This is a genomic window from Vagococcus lutrae, assembly GCF_003987555.1.
Classification (GTDB): Bacteria; Bacillota; Bacilli; order Lactobacillales; family Vagococcaceae; genus Vagococcus_A; species Vagococcus_A lutrae.
This window is the reverse complement of the sequence record NZ_NGJW01000001.1, coordinates 222,138-237,242: the sequence shown is the minus strand read 5'-3', so window position 1 is coordinate 237,242 and position 15,105 is coordinate 222,138. Positions and strand designations below refer to the sequence as shown.

The 15,105-nt window shown below is 34.3% G+C and carries 10 protein-coding genes; 9 read left to right on the top strand and 1 reads right to left on the bottom strand.

Going from position 1 to position 15,105, the window contains the following annotated elements:
• Positions 1-4: 4 nt before the first annotated feature.
• The 5 genes from CBF33_RS01140 to CBF33_RS01120 are packed head-to-tail and all read left to right on the top strand — an operon-like array spanning position 5 to position 9,024.
• Positions 5-1,189 (top strand): CDP-glycerol glycerophosphotransferase family protein, encoded by a 1,185-nt coding sequence (locus CBF33_RS01140; protein WP_126760807.1) that lies wholly within the window; start codon positions 5-7, stop codon positions 1,187-1,189.
• Entirely contained in the window at positions 1,189-1,575 is a 387-nt protein-coding gene (gene tagD, locus CBF33_RS01135; RefSeq protein ID WP_023606877.1) for a glycerol-3-phosphate cytidylyltransferase, read from the top strand. The genes CBF33_RS01140 and tagD (CBF33_RS01135) overlap by 1 nt, the downstream gene beginning before the upstream one ends.
• 15 nt (positions 1,576-1,590) lie before the next feature.
• On the top strand, positions 1,591-5,091 hold the full coding sequence (locus CBF33_RS01130) for a CDP-glycerol glycerophosphotransferase family protein (protein ID WP_126760805.1): 3,501 nt from the start codon (positions 1,591-1,593) through the stop codon (positions 5,089-5,091).
• Positions 5,057-5,464, top strand: a complete 408-nt coding sequence (tagD, locus tag CBF33_RS01125) for a glycerol-3-phosphate cytidylyltransferase (protein ID WP_126760802.1) — start codon at positions 5,057-5,059, stop codon at positions 5,462-5,464. Before CBF33_RS01130 ends, tagD (CBF33_RS01125) begins: the two co-directional genes overlap by 35 nt.
• Positions 5,465-5,481: 17 nt before the next feature.
• Positions 5,482-9,024 (top strand): CDP-glycerol glycerophosphotransferase family protein, encoded by a 3,543-nt coding sequence (locus CBF33_RS01120; protein WP_126760800.1) that lies wholly within the window; start codon positions 5,482-5,484, stop codon positions 9,022-9,024.
• Between the two features lie 38 nt (positions 9,025-9,062).
• Here CBF33_RS01120 and CBF33_RS01115 read toward each other — a convergent pair whose 3' ends face one another.
• Complete coding sequence (locus CBF33_RS01115) at positions 9,063-10,607, bottom strand: helix-turn-helix domain-containing protein (protein WP_170167722.1); 1,545 nt, start codon at positions 10,605-10,607, stop codon at positions 9,063-9,065.
• Between the two features lie 215 nt (positions 10,608-10,822).
• Between CBF33_RS01115 and CBF33_RS01110 the strand changes: the two genes are divergently transcribed.
• Genes CBF33_RS01110 through CBF33_RS01095 form a run of 4 tightly spaced genes read left to right on the top strand, consistent with a single transcriptional unit; the run spans position 10,823 to position 14,924 of the window.
• On the top strand, positions 10,823-11,827 hold the full coding sequence (locus CBF33_RS01110; RefSeq protein WP_126760796.1) for a WxL protein peptidoglycan domain-containing protein: 1,005 nt from the start codon (positions 10,823-10,825) through the stop codon (positions 11,825-11,827).
• Positions 11,811-14,033 carry a hypothetical protein gene (locus CBF33_RS01105; RefSeq protein ID WP_126760794.1) on the top strand — a complete coding sequence of 741 codons (2,223 nt, stop codon included), beginning with the start codon at positions 11,811-11,813 and terminating at the stop codon, positions 14,031-14,033. The genes CBF33_RS01110 and CBF33_RS01105 overlap by 17 nt, the downstream gene beginning before the upstream one ends.
• A 1-nt stretch (position 14,034) precedes the next feature.
• Positions 14,035-14,373, top strand: coding sequence for an LPXTG cell wall anchor domain-containing protein (locus tag CBF33_RS01100; protein ID WP_126760789.1), 339 nt, complete (start codon positions 14,035-14,037; stop codon positions 14,371-14,373).
• Positions 14,373-14,924, top strand: coding sequence for a WxL domain-containing protein (locus CBF33_RS01095; protein ID WP_170167721.1), 552 nt, complete (start codon positions 14,373-14,375; stop codon positions 14,922-14,924). Before CBF33_RS01100 ends, CBF33_RS01095 begins: the two co-directional genes overlap by 1 nt.
• Positions 14,925-15,105 lie beyond the last annotated feature (181 nt).

Sequence of the window (15,105 nt, the reverse complement as noted above, 5' to 3'; positions counted from 1 at the left end):
AAAAATGAAAAAAATAATTCATAAATTTGCAGAGCAAACAATATACAGTTTGCTCTGGCTACTAGCTAAGATTCCGACAAAGAAAAAAATAGTTTATTTTGAGAGCTTTCATGGTAAACAGTACAGTGACAACCCACGTGCTATATATGAGTTGATGAAGGAAACACATTTTAATTATGAGCTTATTTGGGGTGTCTCACAAGGGTATGAGGCACCTTTTTTAGATGGAAAAGTAACTCACGTGTATCGTTTTTCATTCAGATGGTTGTGGTTAATATCTCATGCAGATTTTTGGATTGTCAACACAAGAATGCCGGAGTTTTGTTATAAGAGTTCTCGTACTACGTATATTCAGACGTGGCATGGAACACCGTTGAAAAAAATAGGATTGGACATTTCGAATGTCAACATTAATGGTTATACTAATACTAGTTACCGAAATTCTTTTGAAAAAGAAAGTAAAAGATGGGACTTTTTAATCTCTCCCAATTTATATAGTACCAAAATATTTAAGTCAGCCTTTTCATATACAGGTGATATATTGGAAATAGGTTATCCTCGAAATGATAAGCTAGTAAACGAGAGCTTGAATACACAGTTGAAAAATCAATTAAAAAATAAACTAGATATTAACGAAAATAGCAAAGTTATTCTCTATGCCCCTACTTGGCGCGATAATCACCAACATATTGACGGGCTGTATCGATTTGACACAGCTTTAGACTTAAATGAATTGGCAATAAGTTTGGGTGAAAATGTCACACTATTAGTAAGAATGCACTATCTTGTTAAACCAGAAAAAAATGGAAATAGTCAATGGCTAGATGTCTCTGATTATCCTGATATGAATGACCTACTATTGATAAGCGATATTTTGATTACCGACTACTCTTCAAGCTTTTTCGATTATTATATTTTGAAACGGCCTATTATTTTCTATTTACCAGATCGAGAACAATATGAAAATATTTTAAGAGGAACATATTACGATATCGAAAAAGGATTACCGGGAGCAATGGTAAGCGACAATCAAGAATTAATTAAATTGAGTAAAGAAGCATTACGAAAGCCACTTGACTTTTTTAATCAACATACAAAAAACAAAAAGTTTTATGATAGAATAGTAGAAAAAGAGACAGGTAATGCATCTCAAGTCATAGTTGATTTAATCGAAAGGAAAGGTACATAATGAAAAAAGTCATCACATATGGGACATTTGATTTACTACATAAAGGTCATATTAATATTTTAAGACGTGCCAAAGAATTAGGAGATCATCTGACAGTCGTGATTTCGTCAGACGAGTTTAACGAGCTAAAAGGAAAAAAATCTTTTATGCCATTTGAAGACAGAAAATATATTTTAGAAGCGGTAAAGTATGTCGATGCTGTTTTACCTGAGCATAACTGGGAACAAAAGATTAGCGATGTCGTAGATAATGAAATAGATGTCTTCGTAATGGGAGATGATTGGACAGGTAAATTTGACTTTTTACAAGATTATTGCGAAGTCATCTATTTACCTAGAACAGAAGGTATATCGACGACAAAAATAAAAAAAGACTTTAAAGATTAGGATAGGAGATATCATATGGGGTTGAAAGGGATAGTCAGAAAAGTTATAGGTCCTGTATATCAAGCACAACGTTCGCAATTGACTAAATCCGCACAGAAGTATCGGGAGTTTTTAAAACAACCAATTTGCAAAAAAACGATACTATATGAAGTTCGTGATGGAAAATCTATTACAGACTCTCCAAAAGCTATCTTTGATTATTTTCTACAACATGAGAGGGACAAGGGATGGCAACATATTTGGAGCGTGGTTTCAACACCAGAATTAAAAAAAATTATGTCTCAGTACGAGCACTATCCTAATATTACATTTGTAGAAAGAGGCTCGACTGACTATTTAAAATGGTTAGCTCAAGCCGAATATTTAATTAACAATGCGACATTTCCATCATTTTTTTTAGTAAGGGACGAACAAACTTACATCAACACTTGGCATGGGACACCCCTTAAGAAAATGGGATTAGATATCAATCAGCCGATGAATATATCTAGAAATGTTATACGTAATTTTCATATGGCAGATTACTTAATTAGTCCCAACGCACATACTACGAAGATGTATCTTGATGCGTATCGCTTACGAGGTGGTTTTAATGGAGAAGTCTTAGAGAGTGGTTATCCAAGAATAGATAAGATGTTTAATACTACACGATTCGATTTAAGCGAGCAATTTAATAAATTCGACTTGGTTTTAGAGGCGGAAAAAAAAATATTGTTATACGCTCCAACGTGGAAAGGAACATCCGTTAATGCTGCACGTGATGATATAATCCAACTTGAAAATGAAGTTATGTCACTTCATAAAGGCTTGCATAATGACTATCAAATTTTGATTAAAGTGCATCCTTTTTTATATCGACGTGCGTCTGATTCAGTCAAGTTGCAACCATTTCTAGTACCAGATGTACTGGATACTAATGAGGTACTAGCTGGCACAGATATTCTAATAACAGACTATTCAAGTATTTTTTTTGATTTTTTAGTGACAAATAAACCAATTATTTTTTATGCGTGGGATGAAGATATTTATGAAGCTAGTCGAGGTTCATATTTTAATAAAGAAACTTTACCAGGACCTATTTGTTATCGAATAGATACAGTTATTCAGACTATTTTGGAAGAAACTTATCGAGAAGCTGATATATTGCAACGCTATCGAAATTATCAGCAACGATTTGTATTGCACGAAGATGGCAACGCAACAGAGCGTTATATTTCACATATTTTTAAGAAAGACTTAGTCATGACACCTGTTACTGAAGCTAACGAAAAAATAAAGTTGCTTTTTTATCCTGGTGGAATGTCAAATAATGGTATTACAAGTAGCTTTTTAAATCTTGTTAAAAATATCGATTATGAAAAGTATGATGTAACTTGTTTATTAGGGTTAGAGACTTCGCAAGACCAACTAAATAATGTCAAACAAATACCCAAGGAAGTACACTTGCTTTACCGTGATAACGTAAGTTTGTTGACATTAAAAGAACAGTATCAATCGGAATGGATTCAATGGAGAGGTCTTAATGAAAAAAGTCGTCAAAATTTTCCTTTAGATGGATTTTATTTTGAAATGAGACGTGTGTTAGGTAAGAAGAAATACGATATTGCAATCGATTTTAGTGGGTATAGTTTGTTTTGGACACGTTACATCTTGGCAGTGACAAGTCAACGTCATGTAGTTTATTTACATAGTGATATGATGGCAGATCAACATAGAGAAGTGAATGGTAAAAAAATTCATTACTTGAATTTAAAAGGAATGTTTAGCGCTTATCCTAAATTTGATAAGTTGGTATCAGTTTCTCCCGTTTTAAATGAAGTCAATAAGCAATCATTCCCTCATATTTCGCAAGACAAATTTATGTCGCTCCCTAATGCATTAGACCTAGAAAAGTTATTTAGTTATCCCACTCTGATGAATGAAAATAAAAATGAAATTGTAGAAGAGCGAGGTCTATATCGCTTTAAGACGTCTATAAAGACGTGCTTGGTTCTTGAAGATTTAGATAATAGAGATTGTACATTTAGATATAAGGTGCCACAACAACCTGTTAAGGTAACAAAAATAGCCCAAACAACACTTTTTGGTGAACAGTTTTTTAAAATACTTGTTAATAATGACTATCTTGGCTGGGTACAAGAAAAATTATTAGAAGAGTTGCCCGATGAAGTTATCCGTCATACGACTGACCCTATTTTAGTCAAAATAGTGACAGATAATCATGTTAGATTATATAATAAGCCTTATAATTTGGCAGGAAATCACGTGACTTTTGAAGGGAAGTTAAAAGGCCTTATTCTTGAAGCTGACGAGCAGGTAGAAACATTTCAAGCACAAAATCTTCCATTGAAGATAAATGGTGAAACTATAGGTTGGATTAATCATGAATCGACGTTAGCTTATCGTTTTTATCAGCAAAAAAAAATGAGATGGATAGGCAAAATAATAACCAGTGTCAATCATTTTCAATATAGAAGCAAGATAAAAGAAATAAAAAAAATCAAGAATGATTGTGTATATAGGAGAACGATATTAAAAAGCTTAGAAAAACAACAGATACGTTTGTATTCTGACTATACTCAGGAATCTAAGTATGAAGAATTAAGTCTAGAGAAAGACCAGTATATGGAGTCGTTTGTAAAGGCAACTCTGGATACTAAAACTTTTTACAATGTAAAAATCAATCAAAAAAAAGGTTGGATAAATCAAGACGACATTCTCTATCAACTAATAGAAGACAATCCAACGGTCTTATTATACGAAGAGCCGTTTCAAGGAATGTTTGAGAAGACTAATAATGAAGTGTATCCAGTCATAAGGAAACGATATTATACCAATGATAAAGTGACCTACCTTTTAGAAGATAAGCAAGAGGTAAGCTCTGAAAGTGGTCGCTTAAGTTTGACATATGGAACATACAACAACCAAGGGAAATATGTGCCATATCCAGTATTTACAGAAGAGCCACAATTTATTACCGTTGGTCGATTATCACCAGAAAAAAATCAAAAACTATTAATTCAGGCATTTTCACTATTTAGAGAATCTAAAGGAGTTGGAAAGTTATGGTTAATAGGGGACGGACCTCTAAAAAGATCGCTGGAAGAATTTGTATATAAGTTAGGTCTTCAAGAGCACGTGATATTTACGGGTCACATAGCTAATCCCTATCCATTTATGGAGAAGGTAGATTGTTTTGTGTTAACGTCGTACTATGAAGGTCAACCGATTGTGTTATTAGAAGCACTTTCTTTAGGGATGAAAGTTATTTCTACAGATAATCCGGGAAGTGCTTATGTCTTGAAACACGGAGAATATGGAGCAATAGTACCAACTGACGATGTTGAACAATTGTTTTTAGCTATGCAAAGTATCGTAGTCAATAATAGCGAAAAGATAAAGTTTAATGCTAGAGAATATAATAATGAAACAATGGAACAATTTGAACAGTTTATTGCACAACAAATAAAGGAGCAAAGTGATGAAAAAACGGGTTATAACATACGGAACATATGATATATTACATCCAGGACATATTAACTTATTGAAAAGAGCAAAGGCACTGGGAGACGAGCTAATAGTAATGGTTTCCACAGATGAGTTTAATCAAAAGGAAAAAAAGAAGGATAACTATTATAAATTTGAAGAACGCAAATTTGTACTTGAAGCGTTGAAATATGTGGATGCTGTCTATCCAGAAGAATCATGGGAACAAAAAGAAGATGACATTGAAAAGTATGATATTGATATTTTTGTGATGGGAGATAATTGGGAAGGTAAATTTGACTATTTGTCAGATAGATGCGAGGTAAAGTATTTACCACGAACAGAAGGTATCTCAACAACAGGAATTAAAAGAGCGTTAAAAAAGCGAGCAAGAGAGAGTTAAGGTAAGGAGCGTTATTTTTGAGAAAAATACTAAAGCGAATGAAACCAATAAAATCGACGGAAAGTCAAAAAATGATGGAAGAATATATTCATTATTATGAGTCATTACCGATCGTTAAAAAGACAATTCTTTATGAAAGTAGAGAAGGACAGTCTTTAACAGACTCCCCTTATGCAATATTCAAATACTTGTTAGAGATAGATAAAGAAAAAAAGTATCATCATATATGGACAGTTCAGAAAAGCGATGAATTAAATCTCATTATCAACAGATATAAAGATATTGAGAACGTTACATTTGTAGAAAGAAACAGTAATGAATACTTACAAGCTTTAGCTTCGGCAGAATATTTGATTAATAATGCAACCTTTCAAAACTTTTTTATAAAGAAAGAAGAACAAATTTATATTAATACGTGGCACGGCACACCTTTAAAAACAATGGGATTTGATATGCCGGATAATCCATTCAATGCACGAAATGTCGTAAGAAACTTTTTTATATCTGATTATTTATTAAGTCCTAATAATCATACAACTAACATGTATCAGAAGAGCTATCGTTTGAATGATACTTATACTGGAGAAATACTGGAATATGGCTATCCACGAATTGATACTACGATTCAAGATAATCAAGCTTATTTACATTCGTTATTTACTATATTTAATATAGATTTTGATAAGGATAAGCCAGTTATTTTATATGCTCCAACTTGGAAGGGAAAAAATATTCATTCTCCTAGCAATGCGGTACATCAAATACATGCTGAGATGAGTTATTTAAGAAAGCATCATGGTGAAGACTATAATATTTTAATCAAAGTACATCCCTATTTATATAAAGAAGCAAGAGATTATACTCCACTAAAACCATATCTAATTAGAGATGTGATCGATACAAATGAGCTGTTAAGCATAACTGACATACTCATAACTGATTATTCAAGTATATTTTTTGACTTTCTTGTAACTGACAAGCCTATCTTTTTCTATGCGTGGGATGATGATATGTATGTCAATGAACGTGGGCGTTATTTTTCTTTGGAAGAATTACCTGGTCCAATCTCGGCTACAATAGTTGAATTATCAAATCAAATCAAAAACGTTGAGAGTTATACTGAAAAGTTTAAAGAAAACTATCAGAGAATGAAAGAAAAATTTGTGACACATGATGATGGTAAGGCTACCGAACGTTACGTCAATCATATATTTAATAGTATTAACTCGCAGAAAAAAAAGAATTCCAAAAAAAATTTACTGATTTATCCTGGAGGCATGGCTAATAACGGAATAACATCAAGTTTTATAAATTTAGTTAATAATTTGGATTATAGTCGGTATAATGTAATTTGCTTTATCGGATTTACCAATCGAAAAGAACAAATCGAAAATATTGAAAAAATAACGGAAAAAGCAACACTGCTCTTTAGATATGGGATACCGGCTTATACAAAAGCGGAGCGGAAATTAGATAGCTACCTTCAAGATTATGGTAAAACCGGAATAGTTAAGAAAAACTATCCACAACAAGCATATATCCGTGAAATGAAGAGATTGATTGGTCATATTACTATAGATATAGCGATTGATTTTAGTGGTTACAGTATCTATCCAGCTAAATTAATTTTGGCTTTATCAGATAGTAAGAAGGTATGTTTTATTCATAGTGATATTGTGGCCGATAAAAACCGTACAGTAGATGGAAAAAAACCGCATGAAAAGTCTCTAACTAATTTATTTACGGTATACAATGATTTTGACGTGTTATTATCTGTATCAAAAATTACAAATGATATTAATCGTGAGAAATTAAAGAATTTAGTAAATCAAGATAAGTTTAAATATAGTGTTAATACGTTGAATCCAGAGAAAGTTCTATCAGAAAAATCGCCTAAGAAGACATTGAATGATGAGATGAAAATCGAAATTATCAACCAGCAAGCGAATGTGATCGAAATGGCTGAAGTGTATGAAGCTGTACCGATAAATCAATCAAAAAGAATTCTTTCACATATAGAAGCAAATAGTGAAGTTGAGGTTATTGCTAAAGCAACTTATTTAGACGAAGTTTATTATAAAGTTAGATTGGAAAATATTTATCGAGGATGGATTGCCGGAATATCAATTAAGATTAAGCCAGATACGATAGTTTCAACTGAAAAAGTGGATTATTTTGCATTGTTAAATACGAGTGCTAGATGCTACTTGTATTCGCGACCATATAATATTGACGGATGTTACACTATATCCACAGCGGGCTTTTTACGTAATCTTTATGTTAACATTGACGAGATTGTTACAACGTCAAGAGGGCGTAAATATTTTCATGTTTCTGCGTTCAATGAAGATTTAGGGTGGCTGAACTACAATAATGCTCGTCTTTCTAAGAGATTAAACGGTAGGTATCCTACCATTGTTACTAGTTTGCTTCGGAAAATAACAATGTTAACGAATAGATTTAAATACCGTAACAAAAAACAATTAATTGAAAATCGATTGTTATTTGAAGCAGAATGTGAAGGGTTTGCTCGACTTGATTTGCCAGATAATGATAAAATAGTATGCTTTGAAGACTCTCGTTTAAGTAGACCATTAGAAACTAACCTAGATTTAGAATCAACTAACCAATTAGTAAAGTTATTGAAGGTAGCTGACTTTCAAGGTAAAAAAGTTTATAAAATTCAAACGACTTATTTAGAAACAGCGTGGATTGAAAGTCGCTATGTAGACGAGCAAGAATTAGCAGATACAGCACCATTAGTTTTTAAAGAAGAGTCGTTGGAAGCTAAAGTCTTACTAAAAGAAGGTACAGGAATATACTCTTCTAAAGTAGCCACTGTTTTTTCAGATAATGTGAAAAAAACGGATAGCTATGCAACAGAGAAGAAAATATTTCGTACAGATGGCAAGGAATTACTTCAATTACAGGATAATATATCTCAAGGAACGCTTAGCTTGGTAGACAGTCGACAAGCAATCTTTGACGAAATTAATGGGACGTTTAATTCTGAAGGCATGTACGTCCCATACCCAAGAAAAGAAGATAAGATTTTTAACTTTGTAACAGTAGGAAGATTATCACCTGAAAAACAACATCAATTATTGATTCAGGCATTTGCTGAGTTTTATAAACAAAACGAGCAATCACATCTTTATATTGTAGGGAGTGGTGCAATAAAAGATGATTTACAACGCTTGGTTTCTGAATTACAAATTCAGAAAGCTGTGACGTTTACAGGACAATTAAGCAATCCGTATCCTTTGATGAAACGGTGTAATTGTTTCGTTTTAACGTCAGCCTATGAAGGGCAACCGATGGTGCTACTTGAGTCACTCACATTAGGCTTACCGATTATTTCTACAGACATACCAGCATGTCGATATGTTTTACAAGACGGAGCATACGGCTTATTAACGAAGACAAACGATGTCGAAGGGATAAAAAATGAAATGATAAGACTTTATGAGAATAAAGATTCACTTAATTTTAAGAAGTTTGACTATCAAGCATATAATGAACAGGCCATTGAAGATTTTTATAAGAACATTATGAAATAAGATAAAAAATAACAGATTGATGGTTAACCATCAATCTGTTATTTTTTTCTGTTTTCCAAACCGTTTTTCCGTAATTGAATTTGAAATAATTGATTTTGAATATGATTTAAATAGTCAAAATAAGCATTGGTTTCATAATAAATAATCGGTATATCAGCCGGTAATTCTAAGAGCGTCGGATTCACTAACGTATCGGAGATAATGACATCAGTATCAGGATTTCCCATTTCAACTGCTTCAATTCGCAAGTAAATACGAGCAAACTCAGACGTCAAGGCTTTATGTAAGAAATGAAAGTCGGTATTATTCGTTAAAAAAAGCACCTTCATCGTATGTTTCATAAAATAAGACGAAACATAAGGCATCGTCAAAACACTGTAAGCTCGAGTGAGATAATCTAAATGCTGCTCATTTAATGCCTCATGAAAAATGGTTAGATTTCCGTGAATGCGCTCGTAAGTTAATTGATAGTATAAATCTTTTTCAATAATGGTTAAAAAGTCGACCGTCCAATAAGCGGGCAAGGTGACTAGAATTTCTGGAAATAATAGCAAACGGTAATGAATGACAGTTAAATGATATCGCCAAATACGTCGCGTACGGTCGTCTAACTCACGTTCGAAAAGGAAAGCTAATCGCTCCAAGATATAGTCGACATTTTGCATGTATTGAAAAGACTCCAATGCTTCGTTAAAGAAAAAAGAAGGAATGTCAGTATTGTCATCAATAAAGGTCTGTTGACTGAACACGAAAGAATAGATGAAACGAACTTCCTTGACTAACACGTCACGTGTGGCAGAATACTGAGAGTCGTTTAATAGATATAAAATGAAACGCTCTGTTTTTTCTTCAAAATCAGGTAGCGACGCGTCTTCGTATAACCAATCTAAAGACATACTCGACTCTAAATAATGCGCCTGAGCGCATCTAGTCAATGAAATCGCGACGATATAGGACGCGAAAAGATTTCCTTTAACATCGAGTAAACGATACAGCTTTTTTGGAAATAATTCATGATAATACTTTACTAGAAATGGGTTCATGTTCGTAAAGGGCCAGTCTAAACCTTGATATGTATGGAAAAATAAATGAACAAAAAAATATCGTATGGATGACTCCGTTCCAGAAAGTTTGAGTTGTTTAAATCCTTCAACTTGGAGATGGTGTTTGACGAGCATGGTATTGAGCTCTTTAATCTCACGCGTTATTTTAGAAGGAGATAGAAAATAAGTTTGGCTAAAACCGGTTAAGGTTCCGCCATTATTTAAAAATAAATCCTTGATTAAATGAAACTTAATAGAGTTTTGCATATAGTATTGTCGAAGTTGCGTCTGTATAAAATGCTGCTTTTCAGGTAATTCATACCATTTTTGATTCCCTTGTCGATATTCTAAAATAATTGATTCCGTACATATTTCTTCTATATCGTCAATTAACTGTGAAAGGGCGGTGGTGAGTGTGACCGTGCTCAACTTCATATCTTGTTGTAGCGTATGGAAGCTTATACGATGATAAGGTGCTTTATAAATCGCATTTAAGATATCAAGTTTTCTTTTTTTATCATTATCTAGTAAAAATAACACATGCACCCTCCTTATTATCATTTTTATCAATATTATTATACCATAAAATATTAAATGTTTAATATAAAAGAGTTTATCAAACTGAAATATTTTATAAAAATTAACGTATAATAATAATTATTATATAAAAATTTAAATAAAATACACTTTTTGCCTTGATTTTATAACGTACGTTTATTATAATGCGATAGAAAGAGAAAAATAGGAGCGTTGTCATGAAAAGAAAAATTAAAGGATTTTTGCGATTATGGTTGTTTTGTCTCGTTTTAATGTATAAGCCTGTTCTAGCAGATGAAATAACATATTCTGTCTCTCCCGTATTTAACGAGTATCAAACAGAGAATATATCAGATTACTTTGATATGACGCTAACTCCTGGAAATGTTTGTGAAATAGGTGTTAAAATAGTCAATCAAGATAACATCCCACATGAGTATCAATTAGCAGTGGAAAATGCGTTTAGCAATCGAAACGGTATTATTGAATATACACCTGAATCCATGACATATCGTCAAATTCCTCCACTAAGCACGATTGCAACAGTGGATGAAGCCGTTCGTGTTGAAGCTAAGAGTGAAGCGATTTTTCCTATCAGCATCGCATTACCAAACGAGATGTTTGAAGGGACAACGCTAGGAGGGGTTCGTGTTCGCAAAACGGATGATAAAGAAGAGAGCGGGCAAGTTGTTAACCGATATAGTTATTTAATCCCTGTGAAAATTCATCAAGGGAACCAAGATTATCCTGAGGAAATTTTATTTAAAGGAGCTGCGCTTCAAGTAGTCAAGTATGACTCTAACTTAGAAATAGTCTTTGAAAATGTCCATCCAGTTGTTTTAAAAGGAATGAATGTACAGGTCACTATGAAGCGAATGGGACAAACGCAAGCCCCAATCCAAACGCTGTATGACGATGAAGTGAGAATGGCACCAGAAACTGTTAATCACATGCTGCTACGACTTAACCAAGAAGAAGTAAAAGCAGGAAAATATCTGGTAACGATAGAAGCAAAAGGTAAAGAATTTCACCAAACATGGACAGAAGAATTAGAAATTAAAGCAAGTGAAGCTAAGACGATTAATGAAAATATCGACATGCCTAAAAAAGAGCCGTCTAAAATGTGGCTGTTTGTCGTCATTATTCTAATTCTACTGCTTATTATATTAATACAAATGATTGTCATTGGAAGGAGAAGAAAACGTAATGAAAGACAGATATAAGGCGATAGTGTTAACGCTTTGTTTGCTGACACCATCACTATCCTCCTCACTTCAAGTAAAAGCCGAAATAATACAAAATCAAAACGAACTAGGGCGCTCTATGACCGATGTGCCTAATAGTGTTGATTGGAAGACGAACTACACAAATTTAGCTAAAGAAAAAATAAACGCGATGGCAACTAAGATTACGGCTAAAATGAATCAACATACGCCAAAACTTCCCTATTTAAAAACAGGCGAAGCGGTCAACATTGAATTGAACTTAGACGACTTTACAGAATCGAACAAAGACTGGATAGATTTCCCAAACCAGACGTATAACAATAAATATGGTGATAGCACTTTTTCTATTAAGACATTGCAGATTGCATCGAAAGACGACTCGTTGCAAGTCGATGTAACTCAAATGGGTCGTAAAGCTACTATTACGATTAAACGACTTAACAATAAAGAATCAAGTGGAAACATAGAAGTAAGACCCGAACTATCGATGACCTATAAAATGGGAACAGGAACATGGTTAGGTGGCATAAATGAACGGGGTAAAATTGAAAATGAGTCTTCTAACAACCCATTCTTTGGGTTGACAGATTCAGATAAAAAAGTCGCTAGGAATATAAAAGCTCTTTTAGAGGAGGTACCTCGTTTGCAAGTAGACCCTATGCAAACTGAGTTTTTCGTCACGTATGGGGATAAGCTACCCATAGACCCACAAGAGTTATTAGATCGGTATCTACAGGTGACTAGTAGTGCCGGGGAAGTGACGCTTTCCTACACGGATGGTCCTCCTACTTTTGATACATTGGGTGAAAAGGTAGTCAATGTGACGATAACAGATGAGTATCAACAAACTAAAACTATTCCCCTTTTATTCAAAGTACAAGATAAGTTACTGGTGACTTTAGATGATGAAAACATATCAGGCGTTTTGGGAGAAAAAACGACCATTCCCAATCTAAATGAAAGAATTAAGGAAGTAAAACGAGCATCAGATGGTTATATCCTACAACCAACGGAGTACGACGTTAACTGGAATACGGATAGTCGCTATCAATATACAGGGTCTCAAACACTACCATTGACCGTCACAGCTAAACAACCCGTTTTATCTGAAACGATAGACGTTCCTGTTGACGTCCATCCAGGAACGAGTCTGTTAATAAAAAATGCTGATGAACACGTCCTATTTGGACTAGCCTTACTAAATAACAGTCAGGGGAAAGTGTTACAGAGTGTGCAAGGCAGTCGTGAACAAATAGGACTGGTGGGAAATACGGTCGAAGTAGCAATAGTGAAGGCCACGTCGTTAGAAGATAATCACGTATTAAACGATGTCAACGTTGACAATAAAACGCAGCTCTCGCCAACTGACCCTGTGGGAACAATTCCTTCATATAATGAACTGGCGATAAATAATGGCGATATCATTCACGTACATCACGAGGGAGAAGGTAATAAACAATCCCTAGTCCAAGGTTACAACGAGAATACATCACTTGACCTTACTGCAGCACGTGCACAAGATTGGTACTTTTTGGTAGAAGAGCAGGGGCTACGCTTATTAAAAGTGAATCAGCTTGAAAGTAAGCCAGATATCTCTGTCCCACTATATAGTTACTTATCAGAAATCGGTCAAAATATCACAGATTATTTTACTCAAAAATATGACGAACAAGAACTTCTCTTGCCAAATGAGGATCCGTGTTTTGAGGTTGCTGGACTAGTCGAACAGCCTATCATCGTATCAGAAAAAATCAGTGAAGATAGAGACGTTCTATATCGATATGCCGTTTCTATAGAAGTTAGAGCGGGGGAACTGACCTGGGAAATTCCTGAAAAGGTGGTCTTTGAAGACTATCAACTCGGGCAAGCCCAAACACTTGTGGAAAGAAAAGAAAAAAACAATCGCGTGACAGTATGCGATACACGACCAGTAAAAACAAAATGGACGTTGTCCTTAAAAGAAACGACGTCCTCACCGCTTTCACCCTTTTTGCTTTATAAACAAATGAATAAAGAGATTAAGTTAAATCAAGAAGGGCAAAACATATTGAGTTCAAATCATTTAAATAATGGGAAAATAGTGACGGAAGATATTTGGTCAGAGACGACAGGACTATTTTTGAATATGCCAAATAACACGTTACTTTCGCCAACAGAGTATCAGACGGAACTAGAATGGACGTTAACGGAGGGTGAACCATAAAATGAAGAAACAAAGAAACATAGCGATAATCATGTTGATTTTCTTTTTGTTCATAAATCCCTCTTTACAAAAAGCGTCAGAGGTGGCTGATAGAGGTTATTCGACTGCCAATATTACCATTCATCCACGTAGTGAATCAATGGACGAAGTCATACAGACGGAAGAAACACAGACGCAGCTAGAAAATAAAACATCTAGTCCTGTCACCCGTCATACGACGAAAAAGCTTCCTCAAACAAATGAACGTGCGACAAACAAAGCCATGAAACTGGGACTAGCACTAGTAGCCATAACGCTATTAGGGTTTACCATATATAAAAATCAAAGGAGAATGAAATGATGAAACACACAAAAAAAGTAGTAGCGATGATGATGGTTGGAGGCGTAGTCTTAGCAAGTGCTACGACAGTCAAAGCAGTTGAGAATAAAGCCACCCAAGCAGAAATTACAGTAACAGCAGGAGATTTAAAGTTTGAAGGGGATGTTTCTGCTACAGCTAAGATGAATTTTCAAGACGTTACATTCGATGGTAATTCACATACGCAAGACTTATTAACCGGAGAAACTGCTGTAATCCAAGTTGGCGATTACCGTGGTAACAATGCAAAATGGAACGTACAAGTCAAAGATACACGTACTGCTTCAGCTACTGCTATTGCTGCTGGAACTCAAAGTTTTGTGACAGGTATGGACATCAAAGTTAACCCAACAGGAGACAATGGTGTAACAAGTCCAGGTGAAAAAACATTAAATAACAGTGCACAAAAAGTGTTTTCAGGTGGCGCTCTTCTGAGTGAGATTGATTTGCATCCTCAGTTAACAGTTCCTGGCAATGCTTTAGCAGGTGACTATCAAACAGTTTTAGAATGGGAATTAAGCCCGGGAGAATAAGCAAAAACGTTCATGTTCCAGACATGAACGTTTTTCTTGTATTTATAACTAAAAAATAACAACACCCACTAAGGTATCACCGCTATAAAAAAAACAAAAAAGTATTGAATGTAATGAGTTGATTCATACCTATAATAGTAAAAGAAATAATGCGCGATTGAATCATAAGAAATATGATATA